Annotated in this window: 20 protein-coding genes; 7 read left to right on the forward strand and 13 right to left on the reverse strand. The window is 67.6% G+C overall.

All coding sequences use genetic code 11. The features are described from left to right. Positions 1-116 precede the first annotated feature (116 nt). Together WI697_RS02800 and WI697_RS02805 are read right to left on the reverse strand one after the other, a co-directional pair. Entirely contained in the window at positions 117-1289 is a 1173-nt protein-coding gene (locus WI697_RS02800; RefSeq protein ID WP_014743673.1) for an acetyl-CoA C-acetyltransferase, read from the reverse strand. 143 nt (positions 1290-1432) lie between these two features. Beyond that, on the reverse strand, positions 1433-2890 hold the full coding sequence (locus WI697_RS02805; RefSeq protein ID WP_345957270.1) for an alpha/beta fold hydrolase: 1458 nt from the start codon (positions 2888-2890) through the stop codon (positions 1433-1435). A 509-nt stretch (positions 2891-3399) separates the two neighbouring features. On the opposite strand from WI697_RS02805, the gene phaR reads away from it, so the two are divergent. After that, positions 3400-4020: a polyhydroxyalkanoate synthesis repressor PhaR gene (gene phaR, locus WI697_RS02810; RefSeq protein WP_062770227.1), complete on the forward strand. Its 621-nt coding sequence runs from the start codon at positions 3400-3402 to the stop codon at positions 4018-4020. Between the two features lie 118 nt (positions 4021-4138). Here the strand turns inward: phaR and WI697_RS02815 are convergent, their stop codons facing one another. Next, positions 4139-4870 (reverse strand): YbhB/YbcL family Raf kinase inhibitor-like protein, encoded by a 732-nt coding sequence (locus WI697_RS02815; RefSeq protein WP_062770230.1) that lies wholly within the window; start codon positions 4868-4870, stop codon positions 4139-4141. A gap of 145 nt (positions 4871-5015) precedes the next feature. After that, on the reverse strand, positions 5016-8987 hold the full coding sequence (locus WI697_RS02820) for a PAS-domain containing protein (protein WP_345957271.1): 3972 nt from the start codon (positions 8985-8987) through the stop codon (positions 5016-5018). 254 nt (positions 8988-9241) lie between these two features. Between WI697_RS02820 and WI697_RS02825 the strand changes: the two genes are divergently transcribed. The 5 genes from WI697_RS02825 to WI697_RS02845 all read left to right on the forward strand — a co-directional run bounded on the left by WI697_RS02825 (position 9242) and on the right by WI697_RS02845 (position 13549). Continuing rightward, entirely contained in the window at positions 9242-9439 is a 198-nt protein-coding gene (locus WI697_RS02825) for a hypothetical protein (protein ID WP_345957272.1), read from the forward strand. Between the two features lie 314 nt (positions 9440-9753). Continuing rightward, on the forward strand, positions 9754-10743 hold the full coding sequence (locus WI697_RS02830) for an ABC transporter substrate-binding protein (protein WP_014743679.1): 990 nt from the start codon (positions 9754-9756) through the stop codon (positions 10741-10743). 409 nt (positions 10744-11152) lie between these two features. Next, a complete protein-coding gene (locus tag WI697_RS02835; RefSeq protein ID WP_345957273.1) occupies positions 11153-12040 on the forward strand; it encodes an ABC transporter permease in 888 nt (295 codons plus the stop codon). 18 nt (positions 12041-12058) lie between these two features. Then, on the forward strand, positions 12059-12853 hold the full coding sequence (locus WI697_RS02840; protein WP_062770242.1) for an ABC transporter ATP-binding protein: 795 nt from the start codon (positions 12059-12061) through the stop codon (positions 12851-12853). A 102-nt stretch (positions 12854-12955) separates the two neighbouring features. Further along, positions 12956-13549: an NUDIX hydrolase gene (locus WI697_RS02845; protein WP_062770244.1), complete on the forward strand. Its 594-nt coding sequence runs from the start codon at positions 12956-12958 to the stop codon at positions 13547-13549. Between the two features lies 1 nt (position 13550). Here WI697_RS02845 and WI697_RS02850 read toward each other — a convergent pair whose 3' ends face one another. Further along, complete coding sequence (locus WI697_RS02850; RefSeq protein WP_345957274.1) at positions 13551-14168, reverse strand: type VI secretion system-associated protein TagO; 618 nt, start codon at positions 14166-14168, stop codon at positions 13551-13553. A gap of 238 nt (positions 14169-14406) precedes the next feature. Between WI697_RS02850 and WI697_RS02855 the strand changes: the two genes are divergently transcribed. Then, positions 14407-16083, forward strand: coding sequence for a Vgb family protein (locus WI697_RS02855; RefSeq protein WP_345957275.1), 1677 nt, complete (start codon positions 14407-14409; stop codon positions 16081-16083). 12 nt (positions 16084-16095) lie between these two features. Here the strand turns inward: WI697_RS02855 and WI697_RS02860 are convergent, their stop codons facing one another. From WI697_RS02860 to WI697_RS02895, 8 genes are all read right to left on the reverse strand, one after another. Continuing rightward, positions 16096-16722 (reverse strand): septation protein A, encoded by a 627-nt coding sequence (locus tag WI697_RS02860; protein WP_345957276.1) that lies wholly within the window; start codon positions 16720-16722, stop codon positions 16096-16098. Between the two features lie 4 nt (positions 16723-16726). Continuing rightward, a complete protein-coding gene (ftsY, locus tag WI697_RS02865) occupies positions 16727-17671 on the reverse strand; it encodes a signal recognition particle-docking protein FtsY (protein ID WP_062761774.1) in 945 nt (314 codons plus the stop codon). Further along, on the reverse strand, positions 17668-19086 hold the full coding sequence (gene mtaB, locus WI697_RS02870) for a tRNA (N(6)-L-threonylcarbamoyladenosine(37)-C(2))-methylthiotransferase MtaB (protein ID WP_345957277.1): 1419 nt from the start codon (positions 19084-19086) through the stop codon (positions 17668-17670). Before mtaB ends, ftsY begins: the two co-directional genes overlap by 4 nt. Positions 19087-19117: 31 nt before the next feature. Then, positions 19118-19990, reverse strand: coding sequence for a diaminopimelate epimerase (dapF, locus tag WI697_RS02875; RefSeq protein WP_345957278.1), 873 nt, complete (start codon positions 19988-19990; stop codon positions 19118-19120). Positions 19991-20067: 77 nt separating this feature from the next. Beyond that, positions 20068-22146, reverse strand: a complete 2079-nt coding sequence (locus tag WI697_RS02880; protein ID WP_345957279.1) for a sensor histidine kinase — start codon at positions 22144-22146, stop codon at positions 20068-20070. Positions 22147-22285: 139 nt separating this feature from the next. Beyond that, positions 22286-23581: an adenosylhomocysteinase gene (ahcY, locus tag WI697_RS02885; RefSeq protein ID WP_014743689.1), complete on the reverse strand. Its 1296-nt coding sequence runs from the start codon at positions 23579-23581 to the stop codon at positions 22286-22288. A 201-nt stretch (positions 23582-23782) separates the two neighbouring features. Continuing rightward, the gene (locus WI697_RS02890; protein WP_345957280.1) at positions 23783-24082 is read right to left on the reverse strand and encodes an HPr family phosphocarrier protein; all 300 of its coding nucleotides are present in this window, start codon (positions 24080-24082) and stop codon (positions 23783-23785) included. A 20-nt stretch (positions 24083-24102) separates the two neighbouring features. Further along, complete coding sequence (locus WI697_RS02895) at positions 24103-24510, reverse strand: PTS sugar transporter subunit IIA (protein ID WP_014743691.1); 408 nt, start codon at positions 24508-24510, stop codon at positions 24103-24105. Positions 24511-24619 lie beyond the last annotated feature (109 nt).

The following is a 24619-nucleotide window of genomic DNA, read 5'->3' on the forward strand; positions in this document are numbered from 1 at the left end:
GAGCATGACGACGGGACCGGCGCCCCCGGGAAACGATGCTACGTTACGAAGGTTGGTTTCGAAATAAAATGACTTTTTCGTGAACCAGACACTTCAAAACGTAACCGGCTGATCTGTCAGCGCTCCACCAGCATGGCGATGCCCTGGCCGCCGCCGATGCACAGCGTGGCGAGACCGCGGCGGGCGTCGCGCTTCTTCATCTCGAAGAGCAGGGTGGTGAGGATGCGGGTGCCGCTGGCGCCGATGGGGTGGCCGATGGCGATGGCGCCGCCATTGACGTTGAGCTTCGCGGGATCGAAGCCCAGATCCTTGCCGACCGCCAGCGCCTGCGCGGCGAAGGCCTCGTTGGCCTCGATCAGATCCAGATCGTCGATGGTCCAGCCGGCCTTGGCCAGGGCCGCGCGCGTCGCCGGGATCGGGCCCGAGCCCATGATCGCCGGGTCGACGCCCGCCTGCGCCCAGGCGACGATGCGGCCCAGCGGCTCGAGCCCGCGACGCTCCGCTTCCTCGGCCGACATCACGATGGTCGCCGCGGCGCCGTCATTGATGCCCGAGGCAGAGCCGGCGGTGACGCTGCCGGCCTTGTCGAAGGCGGGCTTCAGCTTGGTCAGCATGTCGAGCGTGGTGCCGTGGCGCGGATATTCGTCGGTATCGATGACGACATCGCCCTTCCGGCCGGCGATCGTGACGGGCACGATTTCATCGGCGAAGCGCCCGGCCTTCTGGGCCGCCTCGGCCTTGGTCTGCGAGGCCAGGGCGAACTCGTCCTGCTCCTCACGCGTGATCTGCCACTGGCGCGCCACGTTCTCGGCGGTGTTGCCCATGTGATAGCCGTTGAAGGCGCACCACAGGCCGTCCTTGATCATGGTGTCGACCAGCGACAGGTCGCCCATCTTCTTGCCCTGGCGCAGCGGGGCCGCATGCGGGGCGTTCGACATGCTTTCCTGGCCGCCGGCGACGACGATCTTCGCCTCGCCCGACTTGATGGCCTGAGCGGCCAGCGCCACGGTCTTCAGGCCCGAACCGCAGACATGGTTCACGACCCAGGCCGGCACTTCCTGCGGGACGCCCGCATGCAGCGAGGCCTGGCGGGCGGGGTTCTGGCCGGCAGCGGCGGTCAGAACCTGGCCCATGATCACTTCGGACACGTCGGCGGCATCGACGCCGGCGCGGGCAATGGCCTCGCGGATGGCGATGGTGCCCAGCTCGGCGGCGGAAAGCGGCGCGAGCGCGCCGTTGAAGGCACCGACCGGGGTGCGGGCGGCGGCAACGATGACGGCGTCGGTCATGGGAGACTGTCTCCTGTTCTGTCGCGCGGGGCGCGCAGGCTGCGGGCACGGTGCTGATCTTCACCGGGCCGCAGATCGTTATCTCGGTTCCTACTATAGCGGCGTTTTCTCGCCGGAAAAGCGTGGCGGGTGGTCGCGGTACCCTACTTTCGAGGGGGGCTGCGCCGTCGCCGCCGCGCTGCCGGGGCCGGCTCTTCGCACAGCCAGTGCGCGAGCGGTTCCCAGAGTTCTTTCGCTGAACGACTGCCCACCATCATGCCGATATGCCCGGCTGCCGGCCGGATCAGCCGGGCATCGGGCAGAATGTCGGCCAGGGCGGCCGCGGTGGGGGGCGGCACGATCCGGTCGCGTTCCGGCACGGCCACAAGCACCGGCATCGGGGCCAGCACCCCGGGATCGATGGTCTCTCCCGCCACCTCCCAGCAGCCTTCCGCCGGTTTGTTGGTGCCGTACCAGTCGTGAACCACCGTGCGGGCGACCGGCCCGGCCAGCGGCACGCCGTCGTTCAGCCAGTCTTCCAGCGCCACGAAATCCCGGGCGGCATCGCTTTCGGGGTCGAGGGCTGCGAAATCGCGAAATTTGCGGGGCACCATGGCCGGGTCGGTGGCCACGAACAGGATCTGGAGCATGTCGACCGGCATGCTGCCGGTCTGCTCCACCGTCTTCAGGATGGACCGACCCAGCACCCGGATCAGGCGCCGTTCCGCCGTGTCGCCGGCGGCGAAATCCCAGGGCGTCGCCATCAGCGCCATGCGGGCGACGCGGTCGCGGGCCAGCTGGACGCCTGCAATGGTCAACAGCCCGCCCATGCAATAACCGACGACCGGGACGGGTCCGCCCGCAAGATCCGAGGCATGGGCGATCATCGCACCCAGCCGGCGGGCGACGTAGTCTTCGATGGACAGGTTGAGTTCGGTGCCGGTCGGGACGCCCCAATCCACCAGCAGGGGGCGGAAGCCGCGGACCATCAGCCAGCGCATCAGGCTGCGCCGGCGGGACAGGTCCATCACATAGTGGCGGTTGACCAGCGACGGCACGAAGAGGGCGATGCGACCCTCGCCCCTGAGGCCGTCATCGCCCGGGGTGAAACCCAGCGGATCGGCGGCGCCATAGTCCAGCAGACGGGTCGCACCCTCCTGCCAGATGACCGGCGGGTCGGGGAGATCGCGAACATAGGGGTGATCGCGATAGCGGTTGACGCCTGCCAGCAGAGCTTCCAGCCGGCGTTTCGCTTCGGCCGCGACCTCGGCACCGATGACGGCGGGATCAAGCCCCTGCAGCACCTGGGTCAGATGCGCCCCCCGTGCCGCCAGATGCGGGGCCCAGGGCAGAGAGCCGTCGCGCAGCATCGGCAAGGCCGCGACGGAGCTGGTCAGCAAGGCGCTGGTCATCCCCAGATGATAGGGCATCGGCCGTGGCCCCTTGCGGGGGAACAGCGTCTCCGCCGGTGGGGGCAGAGACGGCGGCGGCAGAGGCTGGGGCTCCGGCGTCGGCCGGGTCTCGGGCTGCCGTTTCCGTACCCGGCTTCCCGGCCGGCGCGGCGCCTTTGCCGTGGTCTGCGGCGTCTCTTCCGGCTCGTGGCGGATTGCGGCTCGGCTCATCGGGAGAGGGGGTCCTCGACGGATCAGGCGCGCTGTTGCCGCCCGAACGGGCGGCGGCGACCGCTGCGGCATCGATCGCCTTGGCGAGATTGATGTCGGTCACCATCGCCGACGCCTGGCGCTCCCAGAGGTCGAGAAAAGCAGCGGCGGTTGCCGGTATGCCAGATGGGGTCGACATGGGGCAGAGTATACCGATCCGGGCGCCCGCGTGAAAGCGCCAGAGGCATGCCGTTGCGCGATCGCGTCGCCCTGCGGGCCCGCACTGCGGGCCCCTCTTGTTGCGGTGCGGATCAACCCTGTGATTTAATCACCCATGCTGCGTCTCTTGTCGGTTTTGCCGTGCAGCAAGGCTCCGGTCGCCGATGCGCAGGGGGCGCCCATGGCGGATGCGGCGACATTGCCCGATACCCATACGGGCCGATAACGATGCGGGCCGATAACGATACGGGATGCATGAGGCGTGGGATCCGTGTCCCGCCGACATGGCCCGATGAATGCGCGGGGAGAGAATGACCGAGAAGTCTGAAGCGACCGCCGGGCGGACCGAAAAGGTAAAGGTCAAGATCAAAAAGTACGCCAATCGGCGGCTTTACAATACCGCGACCAGCAGCTACGTCACGCTCGATCATCTGTCGCAGATGGTGAAGGACGATATCGACTTCATCGTCAATGATGCGAAGACGGGTGAGGACATCACCCATCAGGTTCTGACCCAGATTATCGTCGAGGAAGAAGGCAAGGGGCGCAATCTGCTGCCGACCAGCTTCCTGCGTCAACTGATCTCCTTTTACGGCGACAGTCTGCAGGCCTTCGTGCCGCGCTATCTGGAAATGTCGATGGAGTCGCTTGCCCGGAATCAGGAGCAGGTGCGACGGACCTTCGGCAATCTGTTTCCCTTCCCCTCGATCGAGGAGATGAGCAAGCAGAATATGCAGATGATGGAGCAGGCCATGCGCATGTTCGCAGGTGGCCTGCGTATGCCCGAGGCGCCTCGCACCGAGGAGGCCGAGGAGCGGCCGGCGGCCCAGCCTGCCGCGCCGGCGGCCGGCGAGGACATCCGGCAGCTGGCCGACAGGCTGAACGATCTGCAGAAGCAGATCGAAGCCCTGACCCGTGATCGCGACAAATAGGCCGCCGGTCTTTTTCCGAAATCGGGCCACTGCAATGACTGCAACGCCGCCTCTCGGGTCAGCTCCGGGAGGCGGCGTTTATCGTGTCGGGGGGCGATGCCGGTGCGGCACCGGCGCCTCAATATCGGCCGAGACTGATCGTGGAGCGGGCAAGTACGTCGTCGCCGGCCATGGCGAGACGCACCCCCTGGGGCGGCAGGGGCGTACGCAGGGCGACGATCTCGGCGGAATAATGATTGCCGGTCCCGCCGGAACAGGGGCCGAGATAGGCGGTGCCGGGGGACAGCCGGCCGCGATGGGGCGCAAGCATCATGACGCCCTCGGGCAGAGCGGCCGTTTCCCCGGGGACGGAGGGGACCAGAACCCACCCCACGCCACCGTCTGCGGCAACTGCGATCGTGCCGTGGCCGCCATCCGTCGAGAGTGGACGGTAACTGTCGTCATTAAAGGCGACGGCGACCATGCGGGTGCCTTCGGGCAGGCCCGCGACGATCAGTTCCGGCGATGCGCCGGCCGGACCATAGCGGCTGCAGCGGGCATGGACCGGAATGGAGACGCCGTCCCAGGACGGATCGGCAAAGCGAACGTTGAGCTTTGCCGGCGTGTCGGCCGACGGACCGTGGCCGACACCCGCCAGCAGACTGCCGGCGACCAGCAGACCGGCGGCGAAGGCACCGAAGGCGATCGCCAGAATGGTGAACGCCCATTTGTTGCCGCCATCGGGCAGATCGGCTTCTGCGGCCGTCCGCAGCGTGCCGCCGGACACGTCCCCGGCGACCGGGCCGGCGCCAGTGCCGGCCACGGCTCCGCTGGACGTGGCATCTGTGATACCATCGTCGATCTGGGCCATGGTTTGCCCCGTTCCCGTATGTGCCTGGTGGCGAGGGTCTTGAAGAGCGCCCCCGCTTCTGAATCATCCTACCAATACGCGCTATTGTTTCAAACAAATATTGCCTTATGCGTGCAATTGGAACAACCGTCAGGGTGATTTCCGATCAGGCGCCTTCTCCCCGTGCCTGATCGGGGGGCGTTGCGCCCTCGTCCTGTCCGTCGGGCCGTTCGGCACCTCCCGGCAGCCAGCGGCGCACGGCCGCAACCAGATCGTCGCGCCTGAAGGGTTTCGAGAGATGATCGTCCATGCCCGCGGCACGGCAGATCTCTGCTGCCTCTCGTCCGGCATTGGCGGTCAGGGCCAGGATCGGGGTGCGGCCTCGCGGGCCCTCGATGGACCGGATGCGGCGGGTTGCCTCCAGCCCGCTCAGGCCCGGCATCTGGACGTCCATCAGGATCAGGTCGTAGTCGTGGGCCGTTGCGGCCTCGACCGCGGCATTGCCTTCACTCACGCTGTCGACCGTATAGCCGGCCCGCTGCAGGGCGCGGGCGGTCAGCATCTGGTTCATGGCGTTGTCCTCGGCAAGCAGGATGCGGATGGGTGTGCGGGGTGGTACCTCATCCGTGTCGGCGTGTCGGGGCATGGTCTCCGGTCCTGGATGTCGTCGGGTCGGGATCCTTGAAGGCTCGGGAGCCAGCAGGGAGTGGGCATTGGCCAGGCTTCGCGGGGAGGGCAGAACGGCCGGTAGCTCGAACCAGAAGCGGCTGCCCTCTCCGGCGACACTGTCGCAACCGATGCGCCCGCCTAGAAGATCGGTCAGGCGTCTGACGATCGCCAGACCAAGGCCGGTGCCGCGTGCCATGGCGGCGGCCTGATCGGCGCCGGCCTGGTAGTATTCTTCGAACAGCTGCCGGGTCTGCTCGGGCGGGATGCCGACACCGGTGTCGATCACCTCCATCCGCAGAACAGGCGGGCCGCCCGTCGTGGCCGGCACCAGATCGAGGCAGAGTGTGACCCGCCCGGCCTCGGTGAACTTCACGGCATTGCCGGTCAGGTTCACCAGAATCTGGCGCAGCCGCCTCTGGTCTCCCATCAGCCGAGGTGGCACCGAAGGCGCGGCCTCGACGACGATTTCCAGCCCCTTGCGGCGTGCCTGCGGGTCGTACATCGCCTTGACGTCGCGGGCGAGGGCGACGGGGTCGAACGGCTTGGGATCGATGGCGAGCTTGCCTGCCTCGATCCGGGACAGATCCAGCACGTCGTCGAGCAGGTCGAGCAGCAGTTCCGAGGCGCGGCGCATGATCTGGGCCAGGCCGGCCTGCTCCGGGTCGAGGTCGGTTTCGTCCAGAAAATGCAGGGCGTTCAGGATCGCGTTCAGCGGGTTACGGATCTCGTGGGACACCGTGGCCAGAAAGCGCGACCGCGCCTCTGCGGCGCCGAGTGCGCGTTCACGGGCGTCTTCCAGCGCATCCTGCATGCGACGCCGATCGGTGACATCGGTGTAGATGGTCAGGGTGCCGCCATCGTCAACCGGCAGGCGAATCAGTTCCAGCCGGCGGCCATCGGGGCGGACATGTTCTACCGGTTGCCCAAGCAAGGCGGGGTCGCGCATCCGGGTGAGCCAGGCTTCCGCCAGTCGTTCCGGATCACCGGGGCCGAATTCGCCGCGACGGGCGACGAAGCGGACCAGTTCGGTCATCGGATTGCCGGGTCGGGCGATGCCGCTCGGGATCTCCAGCAGTTCCTGGAAGCGCCGGTTGACCACCACGATGTCGAGCGTGCGGTCCACCAGCATCAGGCCCTGTTCCATCGCATCGATGGTCAGGCGCAGCACTTCGGTCTGGCGGGCCAGTTCGCGCTCGGCGGCGCGTCTGGTCGTGACGTCGGTGAAGGTCATCACCAGCCCGCCGCCGGGAAAGGGCGCGCTGGCCATTTCGAGCACCGTCCCGTCGGGCCGGCGGCGTTCCCAGCTTTGCGGCCAGGGCCTGCGCAATGCCGACAACCGGCGGGTGACTTCGGCGAAGGCCGGCCCGGTGCCGAATTCTCCGCGCCGGGCCATCAGGTGCATCAGCTGTTCGAAATCGGCCAGGGGTGGGCAGTCCTCGGCCATCAGGCCGTTCATCTCCAGGAAGCGCCGGTTGTGGAGCACCACACGGAACCCGGCATCAAGCAGGCACAGCCCCTGGCGCATGCTGTCCAGCGTGGTGGAGAGCAGGCGGGAATTCTCGGTGGCGGCCCGGTCGGCAGCCACCCGTTCGCCGACATCGCGCAGGCTGGCGTGGAATTCGGCGGGCGTGCCGGTGCGCGGGTCGCGGATCATTCGGGCCCCGGCCTCGACCCAGACGGGGCGCCCGGTGGCGTGACGCATGCGCAGGGTCGCCCGATCGCGACCGTGCTCGACAAGCGCGGTCATGTGGGCGGCAAGCACGTCGGCATCCTCGGTCACGACGAGGTCGGCCAGACGCCGGCCGATCAGCCGGTCGGGCTCCAGCCCCAGAAGGGCCTGCGATGCCGGAGAGGCGTAGAGGATGGTACCTTCCGGATCCTGACGCAGGATCAGGTCGCCGGCGTTTTCGGCCAGCAGCCGATAGCGCCATTCGCTGTCGCGCAGCGCCGCGTCGATCTGGCGCGCCTCGGTGACGTCTTCATAGATCGCGACCGAGCCGCCGTCGGCCATGGGGTTGTGGGTGATGCGGATCACCCGCCCCTGGGCGGAGGTTTCGGTCAGCGTGGCGGTTTCGCGCATCCGGGCAAGGGCCAGCCGCTTCTCGATCCGCTCAGGGCGTGTCGTCTCCGCCACCTCGTAAAGCGCCTGCTCCGCAATTCTGGCAAGCGGTGTGCCCGGCTGTGTCAGGTCCTCGGGCACCCCCATCAACCCGGCATAGCGCTGATTGCAGGCCACCAGCACCATATCCTGGTCGAAGATCGCAATCCCATGGCCAAGGGCCGCGAAGGCCCCGTCCAGCAGCCTGCCGCGATCTGCGGCTTCGGCGGTACGGGCGGCGACCTCCCCCTCAAGGTCGCGGGTATGGCGATCGAGAGCCGCGCGCATGCGCTCGATGCCGTCTGCCAGCTCCACGATCTCGCGCGCGCCGCCGACGGCGGGCACCGGCCGGATCGTGTCGCCTCCGCCCAGCTCCGCCACCGCGGCGTGCAGCCGGGCGATCGGAACCACGATGCGCCTGCGGATCAGAAGCAGCATGACGGAGAGCACGGCCGCCACCACCACGATCAGGACCAGATCGGCCACACGGGCTTCGGCCCAGGCCGCCCGGATGTCGACGAGCGACAGGCCGGCCGCCACGGCCAGCGGACGCCCGGGGACATCGGCAAGACCGTAGAGACGTGCCACACCGTCGTCGGGATCGACCATGGCGCGATCCGCGGAGATGCGGGTCGGATCGCTCCAGGCACGGCCAAGACCCGCAGGATTGCGGGGGCTTGCAACGATACTCGCGGCGTTTCCGGCACCGTCGCCGCCGTCGGGGACGCTGCCGAGCTTGCGACCGTCGGTGTCCAGGAGCAGCAGGCGGCCACCCGGACCCACATCCACCGAACGGTAGACCTGAATGAAATAGGCCGGGTCGACCGCCGCGGCCACCACGCCGAGAAACCTGTTGTCGATGGTCCGGATCGCCCGGGCGGCCGGAACATACCATTTGCCGGTCAGCACCCCTTCGACCGGCGGATCGATGATCAGCCCGTCGACACCGGCTGCGGCGCGGGCGAAATAGGTGTGATCGGTGGCCGTCAGCTGGGGGGCCGGCCAGTCATGGGTCACCTGCACGATCCGGCCGGCCGGATCGATCAGCCACAGCGCCCGGATCTGTGGCGTCTCGTCGGCGATGTGGCGCAGCCGGTCGAACCAGTGTTTGTCCTGACGATCAGGCAGCCGGTTCTCGTTGCGGATCTGGTCGGCGATGCGTGCGACTTCGATGTCGACCGCATCCATGGCCCGGGCGGCATGCTCGGCCAGAAGCAGGGCCAGCCCGGTTGCACGGCGGCCGGCCTCGGTCTTCGCCGCCTCGTAGGATCGCCAGGCCAGACCTGCCGCAACCACGGTCAGCAGCGCACCCAGGGCCAGGGCGGCGATGGTGAGCGATCGGGCAAGGGCGGCGGGTCGGTCCTGGCGCATGAACCCCTGGAAAGGTTGGGCTTGCAGGTGGGGACGTGGTCGGGCTGCGCGCAGAGGGCGCGCTGTCTTCAGGATCATCGCGCGCGGGGACGGCTTCCGTCAAACCGCATCCGATGAGCCATCGGACACCGGAGGCATCAGGGGTGCCGGAAGGCCTGTGCAAACAGGGGCTTGACCCGTGCGCGCTTCATCACGATATCTGTGTCGAGCACGGGTGATCGATGTCGCCCGTCCCGAGGTTACGGAGCACGGCCATGCAGATCCCACCCACCGCCGCTTTCCTGAACGCGCAGACCGTGGCGCCGACCCAGGTCGCAGGCTATGCCGACCCGCGCGGCACGCAGACCGTCGAGGCGGTGCCTGCCGCCGGCAAGGTGGAAAACCCGGCCGACCGTCAGCCCCCGCCGCCCCAGGCCAGCGGTCGCGGCAGCGTGCTCGACATCACCGTTTGAACGTCGTCCCGTCAAGATGTCCTTCTCACCGCCGGTTCCGCAGGGGCCGGCGGTGTTTTCGTGGCATGCATCCCTGTTTTCGTGTGGGTGACCATGCCGATGCCCGGTCTGCGTGCATCGGGCGCCGATGGATCGCCGGGTGCGCTTGACCCGCCGCGCAGGCCATGGGCATCCTTGTGCCAGCGCGCATACGGCCGGTCAGCCGCCGTGGGAGACGGCGGTTGTCCCCGTGTCGGCCGCACGCGAAAAAGACGAGGGACCGCGGCGCGGGGACGCTGCCGCGCCACAACGACACCAGGGAAGGGCGTCTTTCCATGACCATGATCACCCGCCGCCGGACCACGCGGATCGCGGCATCGCTTGCCGGGCTCGCCATTGCGGGCCTCGCCGCCGGCACCAGCCTTGCGGCCGAGGAGAAGTCCGTGGCGATCACCCAGATCGTCGAGCATCCGGCGCTGGATGCCACCCGCCAGGGCGTGCAGGATGCGCTGAAGGCGGCCGGCTGGGAGGTCGGCAAGAACCTGACGTGGGACTATCAGAACGCGCAGGGCAATGTCGCCACCGCGGCCCAGATCGCCCGCAAGTTCGTAGGTGAGCAGCCGGATGCGATCGTCGCCATCGCGACGCCGTCGGCCCAGGCCGTTGCCGCGGCCACCCGCGACATTCCGGTCGTGTTCTCGGCCGTGACCGATCCGGTCGGTGCCAAGCTGGTGAGCAGCATGGAGAAGCCGGGCGGCAACGTCACCGGCGTCTCGGACCTGTCGCCGATGGACGAGCATCTGAAGCTGATCACCCGGATCACCCCCAACGTGAAGCGTCTGGGCGTGATCTACAATCCGGGTGAGGCGAATGCGGTGGCCCTGGTCGACCTGGTGGAGAAGACCGCCGGCCAGTTCGGCATGACGGTCGAGAAGGCCGCCTCGCCCAAGTCGAGCGACGTGCTCACCGCCGCCCGGTCGCTGGTCGGCAAGGTCGACGCGATCTATGTGCCGACCGACAACACCGTGGTCTCGGCGATCGAGAGCGTGGTGAAGGTCGGCCAGGATGCCGACATTCCGGTCTATGCCGGTGACACCAACTCGGTCGGCCGTGGCGCGATCGCGGCGGTCGGCTTCAACTACTACGACGTCGGCGTCCAGACCGGCGAGATGGTCGCCAAGATCCTGGCGGGCGCCAAGCCCGGCGACATTCCGGCCTCGACCGTCTCCAAGCTCGAGCTTTATCTGAATCCCGGCTCGGCCAAGGAGATGGGCGTCACCATCCCCGAGGCGGTGATCGCCGACGCCAAGGAAGTGGTGAAGTGATCTGACGGCCGGTTCGGGTCGCAGGCTGCAGGATGCCGCCCGGTCCGCCGGGCGGCATTTTTGCTGGGGCATCCGCATTGTCCCTGCCGGATCGGTCTTCGCGAAATAGTTTCATTCGTTCTACACTTCTGATATGGACTTGCGATCCGCTTGCGGCACGGGGGGTGATCCGCTACCACTGCCCCGTCACCCTGGCGGCACGACTGCCGAGCCGCCGGGGGAGACGGCGGCCGGCGGCATCAGAGGCCCGCGGCACGGCCGCAACGGGCCCTTCGGACCTGTGGGGATCACACGCGGCCCGGGCTTCGGAGACAGGCCCGGCGGACGCGGCAGACGGGAACGCAACCGACATGCTGCACGCATGCCTTCCGGCGCAGGGCTGCGCCGGGCGCCTCGGGGGAGGGGCGCGATGAGCCTGATCGCCTGGATGGGTGCGATCGAGACCGGCTTCGTCTACGCCCTGGTGGCGCTCGGGGTCTTTCTCTCTTTCCGCATCCTGGATTTTCCGGATCTGACCGTCGACGGCAGCTTCCCGCTGGGGGCTGCGGTCGCCGCCACTGCGATCGTCGGCGGCTGGGATCCCTTCCTGTCGACGGGCCTTGCCTTCGTCGCGGGCTGCGTCGCGGGCAGCATCACGGCCTGGCTGAACGTCCGGCTCAAGATCCTGAACCTGCTCGCCTCGATCCTGATGATGATCGCGCTCTATTCGATCAATCTCCGGATCATGGGCCGGCCCAATGTGGCGCTGCTGGGCGAGCGGACCGTGCTGACCCCGTTCGAGGGGCTGGGTCTGCCGTTCTATCTGCTCACCCCCCTGGTTTTCGCCGTGGTGGTGATCGCGGCGATGATCCTGCTGATCCGTTTCCTGAACAGCGAGATGGGGCTCGCCATGCGGGCGACCGGCGCCAATGCGCGCATGGCCCGTGCTCAGGGCATCAACACCGCCGCGATGACGTTGCTCGGCATGGCCCTGTCCAACGGCCTGGTCGCCATCGGCGGCGCGCTCTTCGCCCAGTCCCAGGGCAGTGCCGATGTCACCATGGGTGTCGGCACCATCGTGGTGGGCCTGGCCTCGGTGATCGGCGGCGAGGCGGTGATGTCGACCCGCACCATCGCCCGGGCGATCATCGCCTGCCTGGTCGGCGCCATTCTCTATCGCGTTGCGGTGGCGCTGGCGTTGAATGCCGGCTTCCTGGGCCTTACCGCCTCGGACCTCAACCTGGTGACCGCCGTGCTGGTCGCCGCCGCCATGGTGCTGCCGCGGGTGCTGGCCCAGCGGCGGCGCAAGGCCGTCTGAGCCGGGAGGGATGATCCGATGATCGAAGCCAAGGGCCTTCAGGTCACCTTCAATCCGGGCACGCCGCTTGAGACGCGGGCGCTGCGCGGGCTCGACCTCACCATCGGCGAGGGCGAATTCGTCTGTGTGATCGGCTCCAACGGTGCCGGCAAGTCGACCTTCCTGAACGCGCTGTCGGGCGAAATCGGGGTGGATGAGGGCCGGATCGTGATCGACGGCACCGACGTCACCCGCTGGCCGGCACGGCGTCGCGCCGGGCTGATGGCGCGGGTGTTCCAGGATCCGATGGCCGGTACCTGCGAAAAGCTGTCGATCGAAGAGAACATGGCGCTCGCCTTCTCCCGCGGGGCCAATCGCGGGCTGGGGGCCGCCGTGCGCGCCGATCGCCGCGATCGCTTTCGCGCCGCGTTGAAGCGGCTCGACCTCGGCCTCGACAAGCGGCTGGGGGATCGCATGGGGCTGCTCTCGGGCGGTCAGCGTCAGGCCGTCAGCCTGCTGATGGCCACGCTTCAACCGATGAAGATCCTGCTGCTGGACGAACATACCGCGGCGCTGGATCCGCGCACGGCGGATTTCGTGCTGCAGCTGACCCGCGATATCGTCGACGAGGGCCGGCTGACCACGCTGATGGTTACCCACAGCATGAAGCAGGCGCTGGATTTCGGCACCCGCACGGTGATGCTGCATGAGGGCCGGGTGGTGTTCGACGTCTCGGGGGAGCAGCGCAAGGGCCTTCAGGTCGAAGATCTGCTGGCCATGTTCAAGCGCGTGCGCGGCGAGGAACTGTCCGACGACGCACTGCTGCTCGGCTGACCGGCGGTGCGATGACCGGTGGCGGGGCTTGCCCGGCCCCGCCCGGGCTGTCACTCTGATCGGACCCGATCGCACCCGCCATCCGCCCGGAGGTTCCCGGCCTTGGACTATTGCTCGTCCTGCGGCGGCCGCGTCACCCTGCGCATCCCCCAGGGCGACAGCCGGCCGCGCCACGTCTGCACCCAATGCGGCATGATCCACTACCAGAACCCCAATATGGTAGTGGGGGCGGTCTGTGTGTGGGAAGACCGCATCCTGCTCGCCCGGCGGGCGATCGCCCCCCGCGAAGGCTTCTGGACGATCCCGGCCGGGTTCCTCGAGAACGGCGAAAGCACGGCCGACGGCGCACTGCGCGAGGTGTTCGAGGAAGCCGGCGCCCGCGCCGAGATCGAGCGTCTGCTTGCGGTCTACGACATCCCCGAAATCCATCAGGTCCAGATCTTCTACCTGGCCCGGATGACGCGGGCCGAAATTTCGGCCGGCATCGAAAGCCTTGAGGTCGGCCTGTTCACCTGGGACGAGATCCCCTGGGGCGAGCTCGCCTTCCCCACGGTCAAGGCGATCCTGAAGGACTGGCAACGCCTGCATCAGGGCGATGCCGTTTCCCGCCGGGATTTCTGGCGTCCCAGACCGCCGGAACCCGAGCGGAAACCCGAGCTTGTGCCCGAGACGGAGTCGCCACCGGCGCAGGCTTGAACTATTTGGTCTCGAGCTTCCAGTTGCAGGTCTCCGCAACACCTTTTACAGCGTCTGCGGCACCCGTTAGATCGAACTCCAGCGTTCGAGGGCTTTCTCCGAAGGGGATAGTCTGAGCGACCATTCGGGACGCAGTAGCGATCTCCCGTGCGAGGGGGATCGCTTTTGGTGCAAAGGTTGCTTCATTGTCAGTAGACACGTCCCATGACGTCGTCGTGGCTTTTTGATTGTCGAGGCGTAGTGTAATATTCTTAGTTTCTTCATATATGCTGCCGGAGTCGTTTCCAAGATACTTGCCCCACGAAATATAAACATCAGTTTCATTCGATCGGCAGCGGATGATCAGGCTACCGCGTTTTTCACCAAAGCCTTTTCGCTCAGCATTTTCAAATAGAAGCGCTATTGTGGTTGTAGAGTCGTCGAGAGGATTAATTGAAGAACGGAGATCCCAGTTTCCAGGGCCATGCGTTGCAGACGTCGCAGTTCGACCGGATGCAAGGTCGTAACAGGCAAGGCGTTCAGAATTACTGGAAATATTAGTACAGTCAGAGATATTAGCTGCTTGAGTGACCGAAATCACGGCAAGGGTAGCACCGAGAAGCGTGGAAGCGGCGGTCATTAACCTCATCGTCCCTCACCACATATAGATACATATTCACGGCATTATCATGCGGGCTCGCGTTCAGCGTCAATTCTTCAGAGAGATTCAAACGTCTTCTGAAGCGAACGTCATATCAAATCGGGGGGCGATACGCCCTCGGCTCTGGCAGGTGAGACAAATCCCGCGCATGATCCATATCGGAGAAGCATCCGGCCAAGACCGGATGCCCCGGATCATCCGCAGAGGAAACGTCCCAATGTCTCTCAGCTTCAAGCGGTGGCTCGCCGCCGGGGTGGCCGCGGCCGCGCTGGTGCCGGGCCTGGCGGCAGCGCAGAGCGCGCCGGTCGCCGAATGGCAGCTCGACACCATCATTCAGCCCTCGCCGTTCCGCGGCGTCCACGGTCTGGCGGTCGCCCCCGACGGCGAAGTGCTTGGCGGCAGCGTGGTCGGCCAGCAGATCATCGGCGTCGACCCGGTCAGCGGCAAGGCCCGGGTGATCGTCGACCGGCCTGCCGGCCAGGCCGACGATCTGGTGATCGCGCCCGATGGCCGCATCGTCTGGACGGCTTTCCTGTCCGGCGAGGTCCGGGCCATCTCGGGCGATGCGCTTCAGGGCAAGGCGGCACCGGTGCAGGTGCTGGCGACGGGCCTTCCCGGCATCAACTCACTCGATTTCGATGACGGCGGCCGGCTCTATGCGACCCGGGTTTTCCTGGGCGATGCGCTTTACGAGATCGACCCGACCGGGGCGACGCCGGCGAAGCAGCTTCTGGAAGGCATGGGCGGGCTCAACGGCTTCGAGATCCGCGGTCGCACCCTCACCGGCCCGCTCTGGTTCAAGGGCAAGCTTGCCCGGGTGAACCTGGACGATCCGAAGGTCGAGGCCTTTGCCGAAGGCTTCAAGGTACCGGCTGCGGCCAATCTGGAAGCCGACGGCAAGGTGGTGGCACTCGATACCGTCACGGGCGAGGTGAAGCGCGTCGACCCGGCGACCGGCGCAGCCACCGTGATCACGAAGCTCAATCCGGCGCTCGACAACCTCGCCATCGGCGAGGACGGCACGATCTATGTCTCGAACATGGCGGAGGGGGCGATTTTCCAGGTCGACCCCAAGACCGGCGGGACGCATACCATCATCAAGGGCGATCTGGCGGTGCCGGGCGGCCTGGTGGCCGTTCCCAAGGCCGGCGGCGGCTCGACACTGCACCTGGCCGATCTCTTCGCCTATCGCACCATCGACGGGGCGACGGGCAAGGTGACCGACGTCGCGCGGGCCTATGCGAGCAATCTCGAAAATCCGATGAACGCCAATTACGACGGCGGCCGGATCCTGCTGACCAGCTGGTTCGCGGGCGGGGTGCAGATGTTCGATCCCGCGACCGGTACCGAGCTTGGCCATGTCAACAAGCTGGCCGCGCCCATGGATGCGCTGATGGCGGATGACGGCCATCTGCTGGTCCTGACCGCCGGCGGCACCATCCACAAGGCAGCCCTGGACGGCAGTGCGGCGCCGGCCGATCAGAAGCCGGTGGTGGAGCATCTGGTCATGCCGACCCGGATGATCTGGTCGGGCCCCGATCACAGATCGGTCTATGTGACGGAAACCGGCGCCGGCCGGATCGTCGAAGTCCCGGTCGACGGTCAGGCGCTTCGGGTCGTCGTGGGCGATCTGAAGGCCCCCGAGGGCCTTGCCCGCCTGCCCGATGGCCGGCTGGTGACGGTGGAAACCGGCACGGGGCAGGTGCTGGCCTTCGATCCCGAAACGGCGAAGGGCGAACTGATCTCGACCGGCCTCAAGGGCCGGGTCGGGCTGGAAGGGACCGCCGGCATGCCGCCGGCCTATATCCCGACCGGGATCGCGGTGGATGATGCCGGCCGCATCTGGGTGGCGGGCGACCGCGACGGCAGCCTGGTGCGCCTCAGCCCGCGTTGAACGGCATGAAACTCACCCCTGGTCGCCGGTGTCGCCACCGGTGGCCAGGGTGTGACGCTGGATCAGCGGCACCTGCGAGATGCTGAACAGCAGCGTCAGGGGCATGATGCCGAACAGCTTGAAGCCGACCCAGAAATCGGTGGAGAAATTCCGCCAGACCACCTCGTTGATCACCGCCAGCAGCAGGAAGAACAGGCCCCAGTTGCGGGTGATCTTCAGCCAGCCCTGATGGTCCAGAAGGAAGGCCCAGCCGACCAGCGGCTTGAGCAGCGGCCGCCCCAGGGCCAGCCCGCCCAGCAGGATGACGCCGAACAGCGTGTTGACCACGGTCGGCTTGATCTTGATGAACAGCTCGTCGTCGAAGATCAGCGCCAGCCCGCCGAAGCCCAGCACGAACACGCCCGAGACCAGCGGCAGGATCGGCACCCGGCGCTCGCGCACCCACGATATGGTGAGCGCGATGGCGGTGGCGGCCATCCAGCCGGCGGTGCCGGTCATCAGGCCGAATTTCGCGTTCAGCACGAAGAACACCACCAGCGGCCCGGCCTCAAGCGCCAGACGCATCAAGCCGGTGCCGGCATCGGCCGGGCGTTGCTCGGTGGGGCGGGCTTCGACACCGTCGTTCGGCTTGTCGGTCATCGGATCAGCTCTCCAGCCCGACCAGGGCGCGGGCGAAGGCCCGGGCCTCGAAGGGCTTCAGGTCGTCGATGCCTTCGCCGACGCCCACCGCATGGACCGGCAGGCCGAAGCGGTCGGCCAGCGCCACCAGCACGCCACCCTTGGCGGTTCCGTCCAGCTTGGTCAGCACCAGGCCGGTCAGGGGCACCATCGACTTGAAGGTTTCCACCTGATTGATCGCGTTCTGGCCGGTGGTCGCATCCAGCGCCAGCACGATCTCGTGCGGTGCCTCGGGGTCGACCTTGCCGATCACGCGGACGATCTTCTGCAGCTCGGCCATCAGCCCGGCCTTGTTGTGCAGCCGGCCGGCGGTGTCGATGAATACCAGATCCATGCCGTCGCGGCGGCCGCGCTCCACCGCGTCGAAGGCGAGGCCCGCCGCATCTGCACCGGTTTCGCGCTTCAGCACCGGCACACCGGCGCGCTGACCCCAGACTTCCAGCTGTTCCACGGCAGCCGCACGGAAGGTGTCGCCGGCGGCAAGCAGCACCCTGCGGCGCTGGGCGACGGCGGCGGACGAGAGCTTGCCGAGCGTGGTGGTCTTGCCCGTGCCGTTGACACCCACCATGACCACGACCCGCGGGCCGGAGCCGGCCGGGGCGAAGTTCAGCGGCTGCGCCACCGGCTCCAGGATCTTGGCGATCTCATCCGCCAGCAGAGCCTTGATCTCGTCCAGCCCCAGATCCTGGCCATAGCGGCCCTTGGCGAGGCCGGCGGTGACCTTCGCCGCCGTCGCCGGGCCCAGATCGGCCTGGATCAGCAGTTCTTCCAGCTCTTCCAGCGTCTCGGCGTCGAGCTTGCGCTTGGTGAAGATGCCGACCAGACCGTCGCCGATGCGGCTGCTGGTCTTCTTCAGCCCGGCCCGAAGACGGGACAGCCAGCCGCCTTTGCTCGTCTGCTCCTCGCTCAAGCGGTCGCCCTCCCTGCGGCGTCGAAATGGGTGTGGTCATGGGGGCGGGTGTGGTCGGCCGCATGATGCGGCAGGATCACGCCCGCCAGGGTTTCGTCGTCGGCTCCGGTGATCCGGGCGGTCACGATCCCGCCGACCAGCGCCGGATCGACCGGTGTCGCCAGACGCACGAGGGCGAAACCTTCGCTGCGGCCGGTATCCGCGGTCTCGAGCAGGACCGGCAGCTCGGTACCGATCTGGGTCTTGAGCCAGCCGCGAAGCCCGGCCGCGCCGGCCTCACGCAGGGCGCGCGCCCGTTCGCGCCGCACGGCCACCGGCACCTGGGGCATGCGCGCGGCCGGGGTGCCGGTGCGGGCGGAATAGGGGAAGACGTGCAGATGCACCAGCCCCATCTCCTCCACCAGCTTCAGGCTGTTGGCGAACATCTCGTCGGTTTCGGTCGGGAAGCCGGCGATCAGGTCGGCGCCGAAGACGACATCGGGACGGATGCGACGCACGGCCTCGGCGAAGGCGACCGCCTGGGCCCGATTGTGCCGGCGCTTCATCCGCTTCAGCACCATGTCGTCGCCGGCCTGGAGCGAGAGATGCAGATGCGGCATCAGCCGTGGCTCTTCCGCCAGCGCCTGCATCAGATCGGGGTCGATCTCGGCCGAATCGATCGAGGACAGGCGGAGCCGGGGCAGATCGGGCACCAGCCTCAGTACCCGGCGCACCAGATTGCCCAGGCTTGGGCGGCCGGGCAGATCGGCGCCGTAAGAGGTGATGTCCACCCCGGTCAGGACGACCTCGGCATAGCCGCGGGCCGCCAGTTCGCGCACCTGGGCCACCACCTCGCCCAGGGGCACCGAGCGGCTGTTGCCGCGGCCATAGGGGATGATGCAGAAGGTGCAGCGGTGGTCGCAGCCGTTCTGGACCTGCACGAAGGCCCGCGCACGGCCGTCCAGCCCCTCGACCAGATGGCCGGCGGTTTCACGCACCGCCATGATGTCGTCGACGAAGATCCGGGCGGGTTCGGTCGCGCCCACGAAATCCGGACCCGCCGCCGCGGCCGGAGCCGACGGGGCGAGGCGATTGGGCGTCGTGGCGAGGGCGGCGGCGAAGCGGTCGGCCTTCAGCTTGTCCTCGTTGCCGAGGACGGCGTCGACTTCCGGCATATCCGCCCAGGCTTCGGGCCGGATCTGGGCCGCGCAGCCGGTGACGACGATGCGGGCCTCGGGATCCTCGCGCCGGGCCCGGCGGATCGCCTGGCGGGCCTGACGCTCCGCCTCTGCCGTGACCGCGCAGGTGTTGAACACGATCGTCCGCCCGTCCGACGCCCCGTCACGGGCATGGCCGCGCATCACCTCGCTCTCATAGGCATTGAGGCGACAGCCGAAGGTGATGATCCGCAGGGGATCGTCAGTCTGGTCGGACATGAGGGCGGAAAACCGGATGAGGAAGCGAAGGTCAGGCGAGCAGGGACGGGTGGAGCGTCCCCTCGAAACTGGTCGCGACCGGGCCCGACATCAAGACGCGATCGTCTTCGGTCCAGGTGATGACCAGCGGGCCGCCGTCGAGCACGATCTCGACCGTACGGCCCGTGAGGCCGCGGCGGATGGCCGCAACGGCCGTGGCGCAGGCGCCGGTGCCGCAGGCGGCGGTGATGCCCGCACCGCGTTCCCAGACCCGCATGCGCAGCCTGTCGGGGCCCAGAAGATGGGCGACTTCGACATTGGTGCGCTCAGGGAAGGCGGGGTGACGCTCGATCATCGGGCCCCAGCGGGTGAGATCGATCGCCTCGGCATTGTCGACGAAGAAGACCGCATGCGGGTTGCCGACATTGACCGCCACCGGCAGCTTCAGCGGCCCGACTTCCACAGCCTCCACAGCCAGCGTGTCGGCGGGGGCGGCCAGCGGAATCTGCCGCCAGTCGAGCCGGGCGGGGCCCATGTCGACGGTGACCGTGCCGGCTTCGTGCTGCTCTGCATCGCGGCTTGCCCGGAGCAGGCCCGAGATCGTGGCGATGGTCGCGCGGCCGAGCCCGCTTTCGTCCATCAGCAGGGCGCCGACACAGCGGGTGGCGTTGCCGCAGGCGCCGACCTCGCCACCATCGGCATTGTGGATGCGCATCACCGCATCGGCACCGCCGGCGGCGATCGGGTCGTCATCGGTCGGATCGATCAGAATGAACTGGTCACAGCCGACGCCGTGCCGCCGGTCCGAGATCCGGCGGATGGTTGCGTCGTCGAGGACGAGGCCCCGGGCCGGGCCGCTCCGTCGGTCGATGACGACGAAGTCGTTGCCGAGCCCGTGCATCTTGAGGAACGGGATTCTGATCATAGCTCCGATCTTATAGGCTTCGGCCCGGCCGCCGTCCAATCAATTCGCGGCCGTCAGGGCAGGGTTGCAGACGGCGATCATGCCGGAATTTCAGTCTGTTGACCGGTCGAAGGCAGGGCCGCCGGCGGTGCCTGCACCGGCAGAAAGCAGGTGATCCGCGCGCCGCCGCCCGGGGCATCGTCGATCCGGATCCGGCCGCCATGCAGTTCGATCAGGCTGCGGGCAAGCGGCAGGCCGAGGCCCACCCCGGCCTTGCGTTCGCCGCGGCGCCGGCGCCAGAAGCGCTCGAAGACCTGTTCGCGCTCGTCCTCGGGGATGCCGGGGCCCTGGTCCGAGATGGTGATCGCCACCACAGACGGAAGACCTGCTGCCGGATCTGCGGGCCGCGCCTCGGCTGCCATGAGGACGCGGGTGTCGACAGGGGTGAAGCGCAGCGCATTGCCGAGCAGGTTGTAGAGGGCCTGACGCAGGCGCAGGCCGTCGGCATCGATCGTGCCGCATTCTGGCGGACAGTCCAGATCGATCGACACCGAGGCGGCCTTGGCGCGCTGGCGGGCGAGATCCGCCACCGACCGCAAAAGCTGGCAGACATCCACCGGGCGACGGTTGAGGGTGACGTCACCCGCATCGATGGAGGCAAGGTCGATCATGTCGTTGATCAGCACCAGCAGATGTTCCGAGGCATGCACGATATCTTCGGCATAGCCGCGCTGGCGCAGGTTCAGCGGCCCGGCCATTTCGCTGGCCAGAAGCTGGGCGAAGCCGATCACCGAATTCAGCGGGGTGCGCAACTCGTAGGAGACATGGGCCACAAATTCGGATTTGAGGCGATCGGCTTCGGCAAGGGCCGCGGCCTTGTCGCGCAGGGCACGTTCCACCCGGATGGTATCGGTGACATCGGCGAGCGACACCAGGGCGGCGCCGTCCGGAAGCGGGGTGGCGGCGATGGAGAAGAAGCGGTCGCCGGCGAGTTCAAGCGTCATCTCGCCCCGGCGGCGTTCGACCAGGGCCTCGTCCACCACCTGCCGGACCAGCTCCAGATCGTCGGCGCGGGTGGCGAGCGGTCGGGCGGCATCCAGCAGCTGGCCGAGCGGTGTTTCGATCGAGACCTGATCGGGCCGGGCCTCCAGCAATCGGGCGAAGGTCTGATTGGCGAGGCCGAGCCGACCATCGGAGCGGAACACCGCCAGTCCCTCTGCCAGGGCATCGATGGTCGCGCGCTGCACGGCGATCAGGGTGTTGTAGGACCGCTCCAGCGCCAGCCGGTCGCTGACATCCTCGTAGATGTGGACCAGCCCGCCCTGGCGGTGGGGAGCGATGATGACGTGGAGCGTGCGGCCGTCGGGCAGATGGACCAGTTCCTCCATCGGCGCGAACAGGCTGGTATAGAGCGCCAGCCGGTCGCGCTTCCAGGCCGGGAAGTTCACCACCTCGGGCAGGCGCCGGCTTTCGCGCAGGCGTTCAAGCAGCTCGCCTTCCCGCGGGCGCTGGTCCAGAAAGGCGGCATCCAGATGCCACAGCCGGGCGAAGGCCCCGTTCCAGAAGGTCAGGCGCATATCGGCGCCGAAGACCGCAATGCCGCTGGTGACGCTTTCGAAGGCTTCGATATAGCCGGCTTCCACCCGCTCCATCGCCGCTTCCGCTTCGGCGAGCGCCGTGGCGTCGAGAGCGAGGCCCACGGCAGGTCGGTCGGTTCCGGGCGGAATCTCCAGGATCTCGTATACCCGGCGCACGCCGTCGGTCACCACGGCGCGGCGTTCGCGCATCGGCAGGCCGCGATCGCGGGCGGTGCGGGCAAGAGCCCGGGCCTGGGCGATCAGGGCGCGGTTGGCGAATTCCGGCCGTTCATGCCCGTCATCGCCCAGCTGAAAAGCATCGAAGGCGGCGTTGTGGCCATCGATCGCGCCGCTGATGTCGCGCCACCAGACCGGCAAAGGCAGGGCATCGAGCAGGGCCGTGGCGGCATCTGCCCGCGCCGAGGCGGTCTCGGCGGCGACGGCAGCCGCTTCATGGGCGCGGCGTTCGGCGGCGAGCTCACGCTCGATCGATTGCAGGCGTTCGGCAATGGCTCGCCCACGCGCACGCAGCCTGATTGCGTACACGGCAAGGCCGGCCGAAAGGGCCGTCATGACTGCGGCGACGACGATCGGATCCATGGCCCGAGTTTAGCAGTCATGGCCGGGGCCGCAATCACGACACCGCACGGATCGTGCCATTGGCCCTGAACGCGACGCCGCCGCCGGGCGGACCCGGCGGCGGCGCAAGGGTGATGCGATCCCGCGAGGCGGGCGTCGCTCAGTAGCGGTAGTATTCCGGCTTGAACGGGCCTTCCGCCGGCACGCCGATATACTGCGCCTGCTTGTCGCTGAGCCTGGTCAGCTTCACGCCCAGCTTGTCGAGATGCAGCGCCGCCACCTTCTCGTCCAGATGCTTGGGCAGGGTGTAGACCTTGCGCTCATAGGCCTGGGCGTTGTTCCAGAGCTCGATCTGCGCCAGGACCTGATTGGTGAACGACGCGCTCATCACGAAGCTCGGATGGCCCGTGGCGCAGCCCAGGTTCACCAGACGACCCTTGGCGAGCAGGATCAGGCGCTTGCCACCGGGCAGCGTGATCTCATCGACCTGCGGCTTGATCTCGTTCCACTCGTAATTGTGCAGGGCCGAGACCTGAATCTCGCTGTCGAAGTGGCCGATATTGCAGACGATCGCCCGGTCCTTCATCTCACGCATATGGTCGAGCGTGATGATGTCGACATTGCCGGTGGCGGTGACGAAGATGTCGCCCTGCGGCGCCGCCTCGTCCATGGTCGTGACCTGATAGCCGTCCATGGCGGCCTGCAGGGCGCAGATCGGGTCGATCTCGGTGACCAGCACCCGGGCGCCCTGGCCGCGCAGCGCCTCGGCCGAGCCCTTGCCGACATCGCCATAGCCCGCAACCACGGCCACCTTGCCGGCCAGCATCACGTCGGTCGCGCGCTTGATGCCGTCGATCAGGCTTTCGCGGCAGCCATAGAGGTTGTCGAACTTCGACTTGGTGACGCTGTCGTTCACATTGATCGCCGGGCAGGCCAGCTTGCCGGTCTTGGCCATCTCGTAGAGGCGCAGCACGCCGGTCGTGGTCTCTTCCGAGATGCCGCGGACCTCGTTCATCAGCTCCGGATACTTCTGGTGCATGATGAGGGTCAGGTCGCCGCCGTCGTCCAGGATCATGTTCGGGGTCCAGCCATCGGGCCCCTTGATGGTCTGCTCGACGCACCACTCGTATTCCTCTTCGGTCTCACCCTTCCAGGCGAAGACCGGGATGCCGGCGGCGGCGATGCCGGCCGCTGCCTGATCCTGGGTCGAGAAGATGTTGCACGACGACCAGCGGACCTCGGCGCCCAGCGCGATCAGGGTCTCGATCAGCACGGCGGTCTGAATGGTCATGTGCAGGCAGCCGGCGATCCGCGCACCCGCCAGCGGCTTCGACGCGCCATATTCATCGCGCAGCGCCATCAGCCCCGGCATTTCGGTCTCGGCCAGCGAGATCTCCTTGCGGCCCCACTCGGCGAGGGCGATGTCCTTGACCTTGTAGTCCGTGAACGTGGTCATCGAGGGCGCTCCTGATGGGCATAGCGGCTTTGCCGGGAAACCGGCAGACGTCTCTCCCACTGGTTATAGCCCTGGCCGGCCTGATCGGGCAAGGGAATATAAAGCTATCTTTATATGGTAATATGCCGCCGCATGCGGGCCGGGCCATGAAAAAACCCGCCGGAACGGCGGGTCGGCAGGGCCGGATGCGCGGAAGACCGCCTATTCATCCTCGTCGAAGCGGTTGCCGATCAGCATGACCAGGGCATCCATGGCCTGGGGGGCGTCCGCACCGGCGGCTTCGATATCGATGGTGCAGCCCGGGCTTGCGGCCAGCATCATCAGCCCCATGATCGACCGGCCCGACACGGTCTGGCCGCAGCGGGTGACCTCGATTTCGGCCGAGAAACTGTCGGCCGTCTTGACGAATTTCGCAGCCGCGCGTGCATGCAGGCCGCGGCGGTTGATGATCTCGACGGTGCGCTTCAGGCGATCGCCCGAGGGGGCGGCGGACTGGCTCATCGGGCGGGGGCTCCCTCGGGTCAGCGGCCGTCGCCGGCGAGCAGGGTGCTCGCGACGTTGATGTATTTGCGCCCGGCGTCCTGGGCGCTGGCCACGGCCTTGGCGAGCGGCTCGGTCTCGCGCACGCTGGCGAGCTTGATCAGCATCGGCAGGTTCACGCCGGCGATCACCTCGACATGGGCCCGATCCAGGATCGAGATCGCGAGGTTGGAGGGGGTGCCACCGAACATGTCGGTCAGGACGATCACGCCATCGCCGCCGTCGACGGCGGCCACCGCGTCGATGATGTCCTGGCGGCGCTTTTCCATGTCGTCGTCGGGGCCGATGCAGATCGCCTTCATGGCCTTCTGAGGGCCGACGACATGTTCGGTTGCTGCCACGAATTCGTCGGCGAGCCGGCCGTGCGTCACCAGTACCAGACCGATCATCGGTTCCGTCGTCACCTTGTTGTGGAGGCTCCGGCACCGCCCGCCATCGTGGCCGCGCGCCGGGGCCCCTCAGTTCAGGGGCAGCCACCTGCCGGCGAAGGCGCGCAAT

It is taken from the genome of Tistrella mobilis (assembly GCF_039634785.1).
Taxonomy (GTDB): domain Bacteria; phylum Pseudomonadota; class Alphaproteobacteria; order Tistrellales; family Tistrellaceae; genus Tistrella; species Tistrella mobilis.